The organism is Aggregicoccus sp. 17bor-14 (genome assembly GCF_009659535.1).
Lineage (GTDB): Bacteria > Myxococcota > Myxococcia > Myxococcales > Myxococcaceae > Aggregicoccus.
Map to the genome: position 1 here is coordinate 1 of NZ_VJZZ01000015.1, position 15,789 is coordinate 15,789.

The window sequence follows — 15,789 nt, forward strand, 5'->3', positions numbered from 1 at the left end:
TCCCCACCGAGGACTCGCCTGGGGGCGTTGGCCTTTTTGCGGGCCCTGCGCGCCCTTGCCGCGCCCCCGCGCCGCGCCCCCTCCCGGACACGGGCGCCGTCCCGGACGGGCGCCCTCTCGCCCAGGGCGCCGTCTCGCCCCGGGCGCCGTCTCGCGCGGGCCCGGCCTCCCCCGCACTGCGGTGCCGCCCGCGCGCCCCCGGCGCCCCCAGGGCCCCTTTCGGGCGCGAGTGCCTCCGGGCTCAGTCGCCCCCGCGCCGCCCCGGGGCTGCCCCCGGGCGGCAGCCCCGGCCGCCTGCGCCCCGCGCACGGCTCCTCCGCCCGCTGCGCACCCTGCGCCTCAGGCTCGAACCTGGCTCGACCGCATCCTGGCTCATCCGGCGGGCGCATCCCCGGCTGCCCTCGAGCTGCAGCCCAGGCCTCCTGCGTCTCCGGTGGACCGCAACTCGAGTCGCGCCTCCGGAGGCTTGGGCTCGATCTCCAAGACTGCCGCGTCTGCCTCACAGCAGTGGCATGGCAGGGGACGGGGGAGGCAGATGCAGTGTGTCGACACATTCACTGTCGACACCGCGAGCTGTGATTGCCCCCGTCATGACTGTCTGACTGATCCAGCGGCGCCTCCCGACGAGTCCGGAAGGGCACGACGCGGACGCAGCGGGGTTCGCCGGGGCGGCTGGTGCAGACAGTGGATTGACGTGCCTCGCAACGCTCCCAATCCTGGCGCCCGGCCGGATCTCTCGCCCGCGTAAGTGCTGGAAAAGTATGGTGAAACTGGCTGGGGTTGGTTTGACTCGCACGCTCGGCGAGCACTAAAGTCGGCGGACCGCCCGGTCTGTCGCCAGCCTCTGGCTGCGCGGCATCTTCCCGACCCCGCGGCTCCGCTCCATGAAGAAGCCGACCTTCCTTGGGAAGTACCTCCTCCTCGAGCGCATCAACGTCGGGGGAATGGCCGAGATCTTCATCGCCAAGGAGTTCGGCATCGAGGGTGTCGAGCGGATCCTGGCCATCAAGAAGATCCTGCCGACCATGGCGGAGGACCAGGAGTTCATCACGATGTTCATCGACGAAGCGCGGATCAGCCTCCAGCTGAACCACGCGAACATCGTGCACATCCACGAGCTCGGGAAGTACGAGGACAACTACTTCATCGCCATGGAGTACGTCTCCGGGCGTGACGTGCGCACGTTGATCGAGCGCTTCCGCAAGCGGCGAACCACGATGCCCACCGCGCAGGCGGTCTTCGTCGCGTCGAAGATCTGCGAGGGGCTCGACTACGCGCACCGCCGCAAGGATTCGCGTGGGCGCGACCTGCAGATCATCCACCGCGACGTCTCTCCGCAGAACATGCTCATCTCGTACGAAGGCGAGGTGAAGATCATCGACTTCGGGATCGCGAAGGCCGCGAACCGCTCTCAGAAGACCCAGGCCGGCATCCTCAAGGGGAAGTTCGGCTACATGAGCCCCGAGCAGGTGCGGGGACAGCCCATCGACCGGCGCAGCGACGTCTTCGCCGTCGGCGTCATCCTCTTCGAGATGCTCACCGGCGAGAAGCTCTTCGTCGGCGAGTCCGACTTCTCCACGCTCGAGAAGGTGCGCAACGCGGAGGTCCCGCTTCCCACCCGCCTCAATCCGCAGATTCCCGCGGACCTGGAGCGCGTGCTGCTCAAGGCGCTGGCCCGCGATCCGAACGAGCGCTACCAGTGGGCGAGCGAGCTCCAGGAGGACCTCCTGAGGTTCCTCCGCACGGGAGACTCCGTCTACTCGTCGAAGACGCTCGCCGGGTTCATGAAGGAGTCGTTCGCCGACGACCTGCAGCGCGAGGCGGACCGGATGGAGCGCTACTCCTCGATCACGGGTCCGGATGACGTTCAGCGCTCCGTCAGCGCTGCGCAAACCGAGCGTGAGGCGACACCCTCGAAGCGACAGTCGCTCCCGGAACCGGCCTCGGGAGAGCTGGGCGTCCCCGACACGTCGTCGGAGGCGGGCGACTCGTCCGCCGACAAGACCCAGATCTTCGACCCGACCGCGTCGGAGGCTGTGCCGGAGCCTTCCCCGGATGCCTCTCCGGGTCCCGTCTCCGTCTTCGTGGAGAACCAGGACGCTGACCTCGGCGCGGCGAGCGGTACTTCCGAGCCCCGCGTTGCCGAGAGCGCGCCGGGAGGAGGGGAGGCCGGCGAGTCCGCGGAACTGGCCGAGGCCGTTGGCCGCCCGCGGCAACAGGTGGTGCTCGGGGCTCCGGGGGCATCGGCTCCCGCCGAGACCGTGATCGGTCGCGCGCCGAGCCGTCGCTCGCCGGACGCCGGCGCCACACGCCGGCGCGCGCGCTCCGAAGAGCCCGCTGCGCCTGCCACCGAGGCGGCTCCCGTCGCCGAGGCGACCGCGGAGGTCGATGCCTCGGCGACCCAGAACCCGGTTCCCGCGGCCGATGCGGCTGCGCCCACCGCGCGTCCGGAGCCGGCGCCCCGTTCGCCGCCCCGGCGTACGCCCGCATTCTCGCTGCGCTCGCTCAGCCGCAAGCAGGTGGCCCTGGGAGTCGGCGCCGTCCTGCTGGTCGTGGCCGCGGCGCTGCCGCTCTTCGTGGGTGGGCGGGAGACGGGGGACGTTCTCGTCCTCGTGCGCCCCGCGACCGGTGCGCAGGTCCAGATCGACGGCCGCACCGTCACGCCCAACGCCGTCGCTCAGCTGCCGCTCGGGCGCCACCGGGTGGTGGCGAGTGCGCCCGGGTTCGAGCGGCTCGAGCGGGAGCTCCTCGTCGCAGACGCAGCGACGCCTCCGGTGCTCGAGCTCAACCTGGTCCCCACCCCTCAGGTGCAGCCGCCCGAGACCCCTGCGGCGACGGTCGCCGAGCGCGCGGCGCCCGCCGCGCCTCGTGCTGAGGCGGCGACCGGCGGCAAGCCTGCGGCGGCGGCCTCCACAGCGGACCGCGCGCCTGCCGCTGCCGTCCACCCCGCGGGGCCTTCCACTGCGAAGCCGGTCCTCTCGGCCCCGAGCACCTTCGTCGCGATCTTCGTCGGCGAGCCGGGTGCCGAGGTCCAGGTCGACGGCAAGCCGGTGGGCAAGACTCCCGAAGCCCGGCTGGCGAACCTCGCGGTGGGGCGCCGCTATGCGTTCACCGTGACGCGGGCGGGCTTCAAGCCCTTCCACGGTCAGTTCCAGTCCGAGGGCGCTCCCCAGGTGAAGGTGGCCTTTGCGCTGGAGCGGGAGCTGCCCACGGAGGCCAAGCGGCCGGCCGCGGCGGAGCCGCGTCCCGTGGTGGCGGCCGCGCGCGCACCCGTCACCGCCAAGGGTCGCTTTGCCTGCAGCACCCAGCCGGCCGGTGCGCAGGTCTGGGTGGATGGGCGCAACACGGGGCGGCAGACGCCGGTCGCGCTGGGCAACCCCCTGATGCTGCCCGTCGGGGCGCACCGGGTGGTCTTCAAGCTCAACGGGAAGCAGTCCCAGCCCGCGCAGGTGACCATCACGGCGGACGAGGTGGCCAAGCTCGTCAACGTGCCGATGGATTGACGCACCCAGGCATCAATTTCCCTTCTCGGTTGTTGTCCTCCGACGGCGCGCGCCGCGCTCGTCCTTGGTGCCCCTTTGGGCTAATGTAGGAGAGCCATGCACACACCTCCCACCCGAGCGAAGCCCGAGACCGGACCGGCGCAGCAGCCGTTCAGCTACCCCCTGAAGCGCGAGTTCGTCGAGCCGGACTGGACGCGACTGCCCGGGTATCGCGGTGTGACGGCGGCCGAGTGGGAGAGCTCCGTGTGGCAGCGCAAGCACACGGTGAAGAACCTCAAGGAGCTGAAGGCGGTCTTCGGCGAGCTCATCCCCGATGATCTCATGTTCAGCATCGAGCGGGATCAGCGGGAGCGGGCGACCATGTCGCTGCTCATCCCCCCGCAGATGCTCAACACGATGGACGAGAAGGACCTGTGGAACGACCCGGTCCGCCTCTACATGATCCCGGCCTACGGCGACCGCCGCACGGACTGGCCCAACCACCCGCGCGCGAGCCGCGACAGCCTCCACGAGCAGGACATGTGGGTGGTGGAGGGGCTCACCCACCGCTACCCGACGAAGGTCCTGGCGGAGATGCTGCCGACCTGTCCCCAGTATTGCGGCCACTGCACCCGCATGGACCTGGTGGGCAACGACGTCCCGCAGGTGGCGAAGCACAAGTTCACCGTGAGCCAGAAGGACCGCTACGAGCAGATGCTCGAGTACCTGCGCCGCACGCCCAGCGTGCGCGACGTGGTGGTCAGCGGCGGCGACATCGCCAACCTGCCCATCCAGGCGCTCGAGCCCTTCGTGAGCGCGCTGATGGACATCCCGAACATCCGCGACATCCGCCTCGCCTCGAAGGGGCTGATGGCGATCCCGCAGCACTTCCTGCAGGACAGCGTGTCACAGGGGCTGGAGCGCCTGGCGAAGAAGGCCAACGAGCGGGGCGTGGACCTCGCGCTGCACACGCACGTGAACAACGCACGGCAGATCACCCCGCTGGTGGGCAAGGCCGTGCGCCGCCTGCTGGACATGGGCATCCGCGACGTGCGCAACCAGGGCGTGCTCCTGCGCGGCGTGAACGACACGCCCAAGGATCTCCTGGACCTGTGCTTCACGCTGCTCGACCACGCGAAGATCATGCCGTACTACTTCTACATGTGCGACATGATCCCCAACTCCGAGCACTGGCGTGTCTCGGTGGCGCGTGCGCAGGAGCTGCAGCACGACATCATGGGGTACATGCCGGGCTTCGCGACGCCGCGCATCGTGTGTGACGTGCCCTTCGTGGGCAAGCGCTGGGTGCACCAGGTGGCCGAGTACGACCGCGAGAAGGGCATCTCGTACTGGACCAAGAACTACCGCACGGGCATCGAGGCGAACGACCCCGAGGCCCTGACGCGCAAGTACGAGTACTTCGATCCGATCGACTCGCTGCCTCCCTCTGGTCAGGCGTGGTGGCGGAGCCAGGCCCAGGCGGCGTGATGGAGGCGCAGTTCCCGTCGAGCCGCGCGCCCGCCTCTCCCGCGAGCGCGCGGCACCCGCTGTTCGCCGACGTCAGCGCCTCGGACTGGGGCGACTGGCGCTGGCAGATGCGCCACGCGGTGAAGAGCCTCGAGGCGCTGGAGCGCTACGTGCCGCTCACCGCGGACGAGCGCGCCGGCGTGCAGGAGACGCAGGCGATCTTCCGCATGGGGATCAGCCCGTACTACCTCTCGCTCATCGACCGCGAGCACCCGTTCTGCCCGGTGCGGATGCAGTCCATCCCCGCCCGCGCGGAGGCGCGCGTGCGCCCGGGCGAGCTCGCCGATCCGCTGGGCGAGGACAAGACGCGGCCGGAAGAGGCGATCGTCCACAAGTATCCGGACCGGGTGCTCTTCCTCGCGCTCGATACCTGCTCGGTGTACTGCCGCCACTGCACCCGCCGCCGCATCACCAAGGGTGGCGAGGCGGAGCTGAGCAAGGAGCAGATGCGCCGGGGCATCGAGTACATCCGGCGCCATCCCGAGGTGCGCGACGTGCTGATCTCGGGCGGAGACCCGTTCCTCCTCACGGAGGCGCGGCTCGAGGAGCTGCTCGCGCCGCTGAGCGAGATTCCCCACGTGGAGATGATCCGCATCGGCACGCGCATCCCGGTGTGCCTGCCGATGCGCGTCACCGATGCGCTCGCGCGCACGCTGCGCCGCTACGCGCCGGTCTACGTGGTGACGCACTTCAACCACCCGAAGGAGATCACCCCCGAGGCGCGCGAGGCCTGTGAGCGGCTCGTGGACCACGGGGTGCCGGTGGAGAACCAGGCCGTGCTCATGCGCCGCCTGAACTCGGATGCGCGCATCATCAAGGAGCTGTCGCACCGGCTCCTGCGCATCCGCGTGCGCCCCTACTACCTGCACCAGATGGACGTCGCCGAGGGCTGCGAGCACCTGCGCACGCCCATCGCCAAGGGCGTGGAGATCCTCGAGCAGCTGCGCGGCCACACCACGGGCCTCGCCGTGCCGCACCTCGCGGTCGACCTGCCGGGTGGCGGCGGCAAGGTGACGCTGCAGCCCGACTACGTGGTCGAGCGCGGCGCCTCCCAGACCGTGTTCCGCAACTTCAAGGGCGAGCGCTACGCGTACCCGGAGCCCGAGGAGACGGACTGCAGCTGCCCCTACGAGGAGACCTGGCAGCGCCAGGCCGCCTCACTTCCCCGGCGGTAGCGCCTCGCCGGAGGGCTCGGCGGGGGGCTCGATGGGAATGGGCGTCCCGTACTCGATCGGGATCTCTCCACCCCCGGCCGCCTCTTCGGGGGGCGTGAGGTCCACCGGCGTCCCGTAGTCGATCTCGATCTCGCCGGGCGCCGTGCGCTGCGGCGGGCGGGGTGCCGCAGGCGCCCTCAAGCCCTCGAGCGTGGACTCCATGCGCGCGTGCTCCTCGCGGCTGAGCCCTGCCGTCGCACGGGCGTAGGTCTTGGCGTCCACGCCCTCGCGCCGCTGCGCTGCCTCGGTGGCCGCCGCCTGCTCTGCGATCACCTGACGGCGCTCCTCCGCGCTCATCTCGGACGGCGGCCGGTGCCCATGGGCGGCATCGACGCGGGCGAGTGCCTTCTCCTCCTCGAAGCGCACGCGCGCGAGCTTCTCCGGCGTGAGCGGCTCCTGCGCCCGTGCGGCGGGCACGACGCAGAGCGCGAGGGCGGCGGCGAGCAGGGCGTGGCGCACCACGAAGGCCTCCAGGAGAAGGGCAGAACCCCACTCTAGGAACGCCGCGGCCGCACCCACAATGCCCTTCGAGCCTCGAGAGGCGCCGTGAGGCTTCAGCGTCGAGGCGCGCTCACCCGCGCGGGAGGCTCGGGCGGACGGTGCAAGGTGTACCAGGCGGTGAGCGCGAGCAGCAGCGCCACCGCCAGGCGCCTCAGCCACTCGTTGCGGCGGTGCTGGGGAGAGCGCAACTCCTGCTCCTCGGCCGCCGCGAGCTCGGCGCGAACCGCGGCCGCGTGCTGCTTCAGGTGCCGTGCGCCCACGGCTCCCGGGGCGACGCGCCCGCCCTCGAGCGCGCGCACGAGCCGCGCGGCCCAGCGCGGCTCTTCGGCATCCGGAACCCGCACGGGCGCGGCGGCGACCAGCGCCGCCTCGAGCGCGAGGCACGCCCGGAGCAGGTGCACCGCGAGCGCCTCGGGCGAGCTGCCGTAGAGCCCCGCGCACGCCTCCACGCCCTGGCCCTCCAGGAGCACCCGGCGCAGGAGGGCTGCCTCGCGCGGAGGCAGGGCGCGCAGCGCACGGGCGAGCTCGGCGGGGGTGGGGGAGAGGGCGGGCGGCATCCGCGGCAGTGTGCCACCGACCGGCCGATTTCTTGAGCGTGCGGGCGTCCCTCCTACACTGGGCGCCCCATGTTGCGACCTGTTGCGCTCCTCGCCCTGCTGCTCGCCTCCACCCCTGCCGCCGCGGTGGAGACCATGCGCATCTCGATGGGCGACGTGGAGGGCGCCGAGGTGCGCATCTCGGGGCCCGGCCTGCGCTTCGGGGGCGACAGCGAGGAGGGGGACTTCGTGCGCGTCGGCGCGGCCGAGGCCCGGGTGCGTCGTCGCGGCGGGGGAGGGCTCGAGGTGAACGGTGCGCCCATCCTGGGCGACGCGGTGCGCTTTCGCGCCGAGACCGAGAGCCCAGATGCCGGCGTGGCCGAGGTGGCGCCGCTGCGCGCCGGTGGGCGCGAGGTGCGCGGAGAGGTGGTGGTGCGCCTCGCGGGCACGCGGCTGCAGCTGATCAACGTGCTGCCGCTCGAGGACTACCTCGCCGCGGTGCTGGGCAGCGAGATGCCCGTCTCCTTCCCGCTCGAGGCCCTCAAGGCGCAGGCGGTGGCGGCGCGCACCTATGCCCTGCAGAAGAAGCTCGAGGCCTACGGCAGCCCCTTCCACATGGGCAGCAGCGTGCTGCACCAGGTGTACGGCGGGATGGACCGGGAGGATGCGCGCACGCGCGCCGCCGTGGCCGCCACGCGCGGCCAGGTGCTCACCTACGAGCTGGCGCCCATCGAGGCCTACTTCCACGCCTCCTGCGGCGGGCGCACCGAGTCGGGCGCCGCGGCGCTGCAGCGCGACCTGCCCTACCTCAAGCCCGTGGACTGCCCCTGCGGGGAGCTGCCCGCGAGCCACTGGTCCGCCCAGGTGAGCACCGCGGAGATGGACGCCGCGCTGCGCTTCGCCTCCGCGGGGCTGCGCACGGCGGCCCGCACGGCCACCGGGCGGGTGAGCCGGGTGGCGGCGGGGGCCCGCTCGCTCGATGCGGCGCAGCTGCGCCAGCGCCTCGGCTACACGCGCATCAAGAGCCTCTCGTTCGACGTGGAGCGCAATGCGCAGGGCTTCCGCTTCACGGGGCGCGGCTACGGCCACGGCGCGGGGCTGTGCCAGTGGGGGGCGAAGGTGCTCGCGGACCGCGGCCAGGGCTACAAGGACATCCTCGCCCACTACTACCCGGGCGCCGAGCTGCAGCAGCTGTACTGACCGGCTCCGGCCGACTTCGGCGGTAGTGCCCCGGCGCAAGGGTTGGTACAAGCCCGCAGCCGTGTCGTCCCTCCTCTCTGACTACGATTTCGAGCTGCCCGAGGCGCAGATCGCCCAGGCGCCCCTCGCCACGCGCGACGCGTCCCGGCTCATGCAGGTGAGCCGCGCGACGGGGGCGTGGACCCACCGCCGCTTCTCCGAGCTGACGGGCCTGCTGCGCCCGGGCGACGTGCTGGTGGTCAACGACGCGCGCGTCATCCCGGCGCGCCTGCTGGGGACGAAGGAGGGCACGGGGGGGCGCGTGGAGCTGCTCGTGGTGCGGCCCGCCGCGCCCACGCTGACCTCGGCGGCGCTGGGCTCGGCCGCGGACCTGCTCGAGTGGGTGTGCCTCGGCCAGGCCTCGAAGGGGCTCAAGCCGGGGGCGCGCCTGCGCTTCGACGGGGGGCTGCACGCCGAGGTGCTCGAGGCGCTGGGGGGCGGCGAGTACCGGGTGCGCTTCTCGGCGGACGGGGCGCTGAGCCTCGCGGCGGCGCTCGAGGCGGCCGGCCGGCTCCCGCTGCCGCCCTACATCCAGCGCGAGCCCTCGGCAGAGGACGCCGAGCGCTACCAGACGGTGTACGCGCGCGCCTCGGGCGCGGTGGCCGCGCCGACCGCGGGGCTGCACTTCACGCCCGCGCTGCTCGAGGCGCTCGCGGCCCAGGGCATCCAGCGCCACGCGGTGACGCTGGACGTGGGGCCGGGCACCTTCCTGCCGGTGCGCGAGGAGCAGCTGGACCGCCACCACATGCACCCGGAGCGCTTCCACGTCCCGCAGGCCACCGCGGACGCCATCGCCGAGGCGCGGGCGCGCGGCGGGCGGGTGGTGGCGGTGGGCACCACGGTGGTGCGCACGCTCGAGGCGGCGACGGACCCTGCGACCGGAAGGCTGCGCCCGGGCGACGGGGAGACGGACATCTTCATCCGCCCCGGCCATGCCTTCCGCCAGGTGGACGTGCTGCTCACCAACTTCCACCTGCCGCGCTCCACGCTCGTCGTGCTGGTCAGCGCGCTGCTCGGCCGCGAGCGCACGCTCGCCGCCTACCGCGAGGCGGTGGCGCAGGGGTACCGGTTCTTCTCTTACGGCGATGCCATGCTGGTGACGGAGTAGGGATGCGCGAGGGTCAAGGGAAGGGCGATACGCGGGTGGCGCCGGGGCTCGTGAAGTTCGAGCTGCTGCACGAGGATGCGGGCACGAAGGCGCGCCGCGGGCGGCTGCACACGCCGCACGGCGCCATCGAGACGCCCATCTTCATGCCGGTGGGCACGGTGGGCAGCGTGAAGGGCGTGGGGCCGGACGATCTGCTCGCGCTGGATGCGCAGATCATCCTGGGCAACACCTACCACCTGATGCTGCGGCCCGGAGAGCAGCTGGTGGGGGAGATGGGCGGGCTGCACCGCTTCATCTCGTGGGACCGGCCGATGCTCACCGACAGCGGCGGCTTCCAGGTCTTCAGCCTCTCGGAGAAGCGCAAGATCACCGAGGAGGGGGCCGCGTTCCAGAGCCACCTGGACGGGGCGCGCCACCTGCTCACGCCCGAGCGCTCCATCGAGATCCAGGAGACGCTGGGCGCGGACATCATCATGGCCTTCGACGAGTGCCCGCCCTCGGGCTCCGAGCGCGACTACCTGGAGCGCTCGCTCGCGCGGACGACGCGCTGGCTGCACCGCTGCAGCAAGGCCTGGAGCCGCGAGCGCTCGAGCCTCTTCGGCATCGTGCAGGGCGGGCTGCACGCGGACCTGCGCCGCCGCCACGCCGAGGAGGTGTGCGCGGTGGACCTGCCGGGCTACGCGCTCGGCGGCTACTCGGTGGGCGAGACGCCCGAGGCGATGCACGAGGGGGTGAGCCTCTCGGCGCCGCTCTTGCCGCGCGACAAGCCGCGCTACCTGATGGGGGTGGGCACGCCGCTGGACCTGGTCACCTGCGTGGAGAGCGGGGTGGACATGTTCGACTGTGTGCTGCCCACGCGCTGCGCGCGCAACGGCCTGCTCTTCACCTCCGAGGGCAAGGTGGTGATCCGCAACGCCGCGTACGCGCGCGACGAGCGCCCGGTGGACCCCGCGTGCAGCTGCTACACCTGCCGCACCTTCAGCCGCGCGTACCTGCGCCACCTGTTCGCGGCGAAGGAGCTGCTCGCGATGCGGCTCAACACGCTGCACAACCTGCACTACTTCCTCGGGCTCATGGCCCAGGTGCGCCGCGCGATCGCCGAGGACCGCTACGCCGCCTTCGCCCGCGAGTTCCGCGCGCGTGCGAGAGAGCAGGAGAGCGAGCGTACAGGCGGACGTTGAGCGCCGGGTGTCGGCGAATGCGCGTTGGCGCGGCCGCGCGCCGTGCTAGAGCGATCGACTGCTCGGCAGCAGCCGCCGCCAGAGCACGGGAGGAGCTGCGACCTTGAAGAGCCTGCTGGCGGAGTTGGTGAAGACGCACGAGCGCGCCATCCTCGACGACTGGTGGCGCAACCTCACGGCCTCCGGCCTGCGCCGCGACCTGTTGATGAAGGAGGCGGAGCTGCGCGAGCAGTGCGCGGAGTTCCTGCGCCTGCTCGCCGAGGCGCTGAGCGGCGGGGGCCGCGCGGACTTCGGGGGCGCCGCGTGGGTGCCGATGCGCGACCTGCTCTCGCACATCTCGCGCACGCGCGGGCAGCAGGGCTTCACGCCCTCGGAGACGGCCTCGTTCGTCTTCAGCGCGAAGCAGCCGCTGTTCAGCCGCCTGCGCGAGGCGCTCGCCGGGGACGCGCAGCGCCTGGGCGCGGAGCTGTGGGAGGTGACCGAGCTCGTCGACCGGATGGGGCTGTTCACCACCGAGGAGCACCAGCGCGCGCGCGAGGAGGTCATCCGCCGGCAGCAGGAGGACATGCTCGAGCTGTCCACGCCGGTGGTGCAGCTGTGGGAGGGCGTGCTCGCGCTGCCGCTCATCGGCACGCTGGACAGCGGGCGCACCCAGACGGTGATGGAGTCGCTGCTCAAGCGCATCGTGGAGACCGAGGCGGAGATCGCGATCATCGACATCACCGGCGTGCCCACGGTGGACACGCTCACCGCGCAGCACCTGCTCAAGACCGTGACCGCCACGCGCCTGATGGGCGCCGAGTGCATCATCAGCGGCATCCGGCCGCAGATTGCCCAGACCATCGTGCACCTGGGCGTGAACCTGAGCGGGGTGCTCACCAAGGCGACGCTGCAGGGCGCCTTCCAGCTCGCGCTGCAGCGCCGCGGCCTCTCCGTCGGTAGCGGCGGCAGCGCGGGCGGCGGGAAGGGCTAGGGCCGGGCCGTGGACCGCATCCCCATCCTGCGCATGGGCAGCTTCCTCCTGGTGACCATCCAGGTGGACATGCACGACCAGCTCGCCACCACGCTCCAGGACGACCTGACCAACCGCATCTCGGAGACGGGCGCCCGCGCGGTGCTCATCGACATCTCCGCGCTGCAGGTGGTGGACTCGTTCATCGGGAGGGTGCTGGGCAACATCGCGATGATGTCGCGGGTGCTGGACGCGCACACGGTGGTGGTGGGCATGCAGCCGGACGTGGCCATCACGCTGGTGGAGCTGGGCATGTCCCTGCCCGGCGTGCGCACGGCGCTGAACGTGGAGAAGGGGATGCAGCTGCTCACGCGGCTGCTGGCCCAGAGCTCGCCATGAGCACCGCGAAGGCCGAGACCCTGCCCATCCGCTCCGCGCAGGACCTGGTGGTGGTGCGCCAGGCGGTGCGCACCTGGAGCCAGTCGCTGGGCTTCGGGCTGGTGGACCAGACCAAGGTGGTCACCGCGGCGAGCGAGCTGGCGCGCAACACGCTGGACTACGGCGGCGGCGGCCAGGTGCGGCTCGAGCAGCTCGAGGACGGGGCGCGGCGCGGGCTGCGACTGGTGTTCGAGGACAAGGGCCCCGGCATCGCAGACGTGGAGCAGGCGATGCGCGACGGCTACTCCTCCGGCCGCGGGATGGGGCTGGGCCTGGGCGGCGCGAAGCGGCTCTCGCACGAGTTCGAGCTGCACTCGCGGCTGGGCGAGGGCACCCGGGTGACGCTCACCCGGTGGAAGTGAGCGGAGGCGCGCCGGGGATGCTGCACTCGCAGGCCATCACCGTGAGGGAGTCCTCCCAGGTGGGCGAGGCGCGCCGCGGCGCGGTGCTGATCGCCGCGGGCCTGGGTATGAATGCGGAGCTGCAGGCGCGCGCAGGGCTCATCGCGACCGAGGCCGCGACGAACCTGCTGCGCCACGGCGGCGGCGGCGAGGTGCTGCTGCGCGCGGTCGAGACCGGGAGCCAGGCGGGCGTGGAGTTGCTCGCGCTGGACCGCGGCAGCGGCATCGCGGACGTGGCGCGCAGCCTGCGCGACGGCTACTCCACCGCGGGCACGGCGGGCGAGGGGCTGGGCGCCATCCAGCGCCAGTCCACCGTGTTCGACCTCTACGCGCCGATGGGCCAGGGCACGGCGCTGCTCTCGCAGCTGTGGGCCGAGGGAGGGGAGCCCTCGGACCGGCCGGTGGTGGTGGGCGCGGTGTGCGTGGCGAAGCCCGGGGAGAGCGCCTGCGGAGACGCCTGGTGGGTGGAGTGCCACCCGGAGGGGGCGACGGTGCTGGTGGCGGACGGGCTGGGCCACGGGCCGCAGGCGGCCACGGCCTCGCTCGAGGCGGTGCGGCTCTTGCGCGCCCAGCCCCGGCTCGCGCCCGGCGAGCAGCTGCGGCGCCTGCACGCGGGGCTGCACGCCACGCGGGGCTGCGCGGCGGCGGTGGCCGCGGTGGACGTGCGCGCGGGCGTGCTGCAGTACAGCGGCGTGGGCAACATCACGGGCACGGTGCTGCTGGAGGCGCAGCGCACGCATCTGGTGAGCCACAACGGCACGCTCGGCCACGACACGCCGCTGGTCCAGGAGCTGCCCTACGTGTACCCCGAGGGCGCGCTGTTGGTGATGGCCTCGGACGGCCTGGGCACGCAGTGGCGCCCGGAGCGCTACCCGGGGCTGCTCGCGCGCCACCCCTCGCTCGTGGCCGGCGTGCTCTACCGCGACTTCGCGCGGGGGCGCGACGACGTGACGGTGGTCGCGGTGCGCGGCGGGAGGGGCTGATGGACGCGAAGGCTCAGCTCCTCGCGCAGCTGCCGCTGCGCACCGAGCAGGACGTGGTGCAGTGCCGCAGGCTCGCGCGCGAGCTCGCGGCGCAGCTGGGCTTCAGCGGGCTCGAGCAGACGCGGATCGCCACGGCCGTGTCGGAGATCGCGCGCAACGCGTTCGTCTACGCGGGCGGAGGCGAGGCGGAGCTGCGCTACGCCGAGGGCCCTCCACTCGCGCTCTGGGTGCGCGTGAGCGACCGGGGCCCGGGCATCCCCGCGCTCGAGGAGATCCTCGAGGGGCGCTACGACTCGAAGACGGGGCTGGGGCTGGGGATCGCAGGCTCGCGGCGGCTGATGGACCGCTTCAGCGTGCGCTCGGGGCCGGAGGGGACGGTGGTGGAGATGGGGCAGATGCTGCCTGCGGGCCGCACGCCTCCGCAGCCCGGGCAGCTCCACGCCCTGCGGCGGCGCGCGCCGCCGCAGGGGCCGGTGGCGGTGCTGGACGAGCTGGGGGCGCAGAACGCCGCGCTGGTGGAGACGATCGGGGCGCTGGAGGAGCGCCAGGCGGAGCTGGACCGGCTCAACCGCGAGCTGGCCGAGACGAACCGCGGCGTGGTGGCGCTCTACTCCGAGCTGGACGTGCAGGCCGAGGCGCTCAAGCGCGCGAGCCAGCTCAAGAGCCAGTTCCTCTCGCACGTGAGCCACGAGTTCCGCACGCCGCTGCACTCGGTGCTCAGCCTCTCGCGCCTGCTGCAGGACGAGGTGGACGGCCCGCTCACGCCCGAGCAGGCCCGGCAGGTGAAGTTCATCCGCCGCTCCGCCGAGGCGCTGAGCGAGCTCATCGACGACCTGCTGGACCTGGCGAAGATCGAGGCCGGCAAGGCCGAGGTGCGTCCGCGCGCCTTCGGGGTGCCCGAGCTGCTCGCGACCCTGCGCGGCATGCTGCGCCCGCTGCGCAGCGACGACGCGGTGCAGCTCGTCATCGACGAGGCGCCCGGGCTGCCGCTGCTCTACACGGACGAGGGCAAGCTCGCCCAGATCCTGCGCAACCTCGTCTCCAACGCGCTCAAGTTCACCGAGCGCGGCGAGGTGCGGGTAAGCGCGCGCCGCGGCTCGGGCGGCCGGGTGGTGTTCAGCGTGCGCGACACGGGGGTGGGCATCGCCCCCGAGGACCAGGAGCGCATCTTCGAGGAGTACACGCAGATCGCCGGCCCCCACCAGCGCTCGCGCGGCACGGGACTGGGGCTGCCCCTGAGCCGCCGGCTCGCGGAGCTGCTGGGCGGCAGCCTCAGCGTGCACAGCGTGCCGGGCCAGGGCTCCACCTTCACCGCCTCGGTGATGGGGCTCGCGCCGGGCCGCACGGACGCGCCTCCCGAGCTCGAGCTCGCGTGGCGGCTCGAGCCGGGCCTGCAGCCGGTGCTGCTGCTGCTCGGCGAGCCCCCGGGCCCGGGCGAAGCCCTTTCCCCCGAGCCGCCTGCGCTGCGGGAGGCCGGGCTGCAGCTCCTCCCGGTGGCGGGCGAGGAACGCGCGCGGGTGGCGCTCGGGCGGCTGCGGCCCGCGGCGCTGGTGGTGGACCTGGCGCAGGGGCCCGAGGCGCTCGAGGGCGCGCTCGCGCTGCTGCCGGAGGCGGAGGCGGCGCAGGTGCCCTGCTTCGGGCTCGGCGAGGGGGCGCACCCGGGGCTGCGGGTCCTGCCCCGCGAGGCGCTGGCGGACGGCACGCTGCTCGGGCTCCTGCGGCCGCCGCCCCCCACGGCGGCAGGGGAGGCGAGCGCGCACGGGGAGCTGCTCATCATCGACGACGACGAGGTGTTCCGCTACCTGCTGCGGCGCACCCTGGACGAGACGCCCTACCGGGTGCTCGAGGCGCCGGGAGGGCCGGAGGGGCTCGCGCTCGCGCGCTCGCACCTGCCGCGGCTCATCTTCCTGGACCTGGTGATGCCGGGCATGGGCGCCCCCGAGGTGCTGGAGGCCCTGCGCGCGGACCCGCTCACCCGCGATGTCCCGGTGATCGTGCAGTCGGCCAAGCGGCTGGCGCCCGGGGAGCTGACCTCCCTGCTCGCCCGGGCGCAGGGCTTCCTGCCGAAGCAGCACCTGGCGCGCGAGACGGTGCTGCATCAGCTGGAGGGCGTGCTCGGCCCACTCCCCAGGGCGCGCTAGGGCGGGCCCCTGCTGCGGGCCGGGGTAGACCACACCCGGCGCTTCTTGCCCGGGCGGAGGCCTGCTGGTAGAACGCGCCCCTTCCT

The 15,789-nt window shown here is 72.9% G+C and carries 13 protein-coding genes; 11 read left to right on the forward strand and 2 right to left on the reverse strand.

The features are described from left to right. The first annotated feature begins 884 nt into the window (after window positions 1-884). The 3 genes from FGE12_RS24080 (at window position 885) to FGE12_RS24090 (ending at window position 6,184) form a co-directional block, all read left to right on the forward strand. Window positions 885-3,503: a serine/threonine-protein kinase gene (locus FGE12_RS24080; RefSeq protein ID WP_153868944.1), complete on the forward strand. Its 2,619-nt coding sequence runs from the start codon at window positions 885-887 to the stop codon at window positions 3,501-3,503. A 96-nt stretch (window positions 3,504-3,599) separates the two neighbouring features. Continuing rightward, window positions 3,600-4,970 (forward strand): KamA family radical SAM protein, encoded by a 1,371-nt coding sequence (locus tag FGE12_RS24085; RefSeq protein ID WP_153868945.1) that lies wholly within the window; start codon window positions 3,600-3,602, stop codon window positions 4,968-4,970. Continuing rightward, window positions 4,970-6,184, forward strand: coding sequence for a KamA family radical SAM protein (locus FGE12_RS24090; RefSeq protein WP_153868946.1), 1,215 nt, complete (start codon window positions 4,970-4,972; stop codon window positions 6,182-6,184). Before FGE12_RS24085 ends, FGE12_RS24090 begins: the two co-directional genes overlap by 1 nt. On the opposite strand, the gene FGE12_RS24095 is transcribed toward FGE12_RS24090, so the two are convergent. Next, window positions 6,167-6,685 (reverse strand): hypothetical protein, encoded by a 519-nt coding sequence (locus FGE12_RS24095; protein WP_153868947.1) that lies wholly within the window; start codon window positions 6,683-6,685, stop codon window positions 6,167-6,169. The two genes, FGE12_RS24090 and FGE12_RS24095, sit on opposite strands and share 18 nt — an antisense overlap. Window positions 6,686-6,777: 92 nt before the next feature. Further along, complete coding sequence (locus FGE12_RS24100; RefSeq protein WP_153868948.1) at window positions 6,778-7,281, reverse strand: hypothetical protein; 504 nt, start codon at window positions 7,279-7,281, stop codon at window positions 6,778-6,780. A 69-nt stretch (window positions 7,282-7,350) separates the two neighbouring features. On the opposite strand from FGE12_RS24100, the gene FGE12_RS24105 reads away from it, so the two are divergent. From FGE12_RS24105 to FGE12_RS24140, 8 genes are all read left to right on the forward strand, one after another. Next, window positions 7,351-8,460: a SpoIID/LytB domain-containing protein gene (locus FGE12_RS24105; protein WP_153868949.1), complete on the forward strand. Its 1,110-nt coding sequence runs from the start codon at window positions 7,351-7,353 to the stop codon at window positions 8,458-8,460. Between the two features lie 61 nt (window positions 8,461-8,521). Next, window positions 8,522-9,607: a tRNA preQ1(34) S-adenosylmethionine ribosyltransferase-isomerase QueA gene (gene queA / locus FGE12_RS24110; RefSeq protein ID WP_194798220.1), complete on the forward strand. Its 1,086-nt coding sequence runs from the start codon at window positions 8,522-8,524 to the stop codon at window positions 9,605-9,607. A gap of 2 nt (window positions 9,608-9,609) precedes the next feature. Further along, complete coding sequence (gene tgt, locus FGE12_RS24115) at window positions 9,610-10,788, forward strand: tRNA guanosine(34) transglycosylase Tgt (RefSeq protein ID WP_153868950.1); 1,179 nt, start codon at window positions 9,610-9,612, stop codon at window positions 10,786-10,788. A gap of 103 nt (window positions 10,789-10,891) precedes the next feature. Further along, a complete protein-coding gene (locus FGE12_RS24120; RefSeq protein WP_153868951.1) occupies window positions 10,892-11,761 on the forward strand; it encodes an STAS domain-containing protein in 870 nt (289 codons plus the stop codon). Window positions 11,762-11,770: 9 nt separating this feature from the next. Further along, entirely contained in the window at window positions 11,771-12,139 is a 369-nt protein-coding gene (locus FGE12_RS24125; RefSeq protein WP_194798221.1) for an STAS domain-containing protein, read from the forward strand. Beyond that, window positions 12,136-12,540 carry an anti-sigma regulatory factor gene (locus FGE12_RS24130; RefSeq protein WP_153868952.1) on the forward strand — a complete coding sequence of 135 codons (405 nt, stop codon included), beginning with the start codon at window positions 12,136-12,138 and terminating at the stop codon, window positions 12,538-12,540. The genes FGE12_RS24125 and FGE12_RS24130 overlap by 4 nt, the downstream gene beginning before the upstream one ends. A 17-nt stretch (window positions 12,541-12,557) precedes the next feature. After that, on the forward strand, window positions 12,558-13,562 hold the full coding sequence (locus tag FGE12_RS24135) for an ATP-binding SpoIIE family protein phosphatase (RefSeq protein WP_153868953.1): 1,005 nt from the start codon (window positions 12,558-12,560) through the stop codon (window positions 13,560-13,562). Further along, a complete protein-coding gene (locus FGE12_RS24140; RefSeq protein ID WP_153868954.1) occupies window positions 13,562-15,703 on the forward strand; it encodes an ATP-binding protein in 2,142 nt (713 codons plus the stop codon). Before FGE12_RS24135 ends, FGE12_RS24140 begins: the two co-directional genes overlap by 1 nt. The last annotated feature ends 86 nt before the right edge of the window (window positions 15,704-15,789 follow it).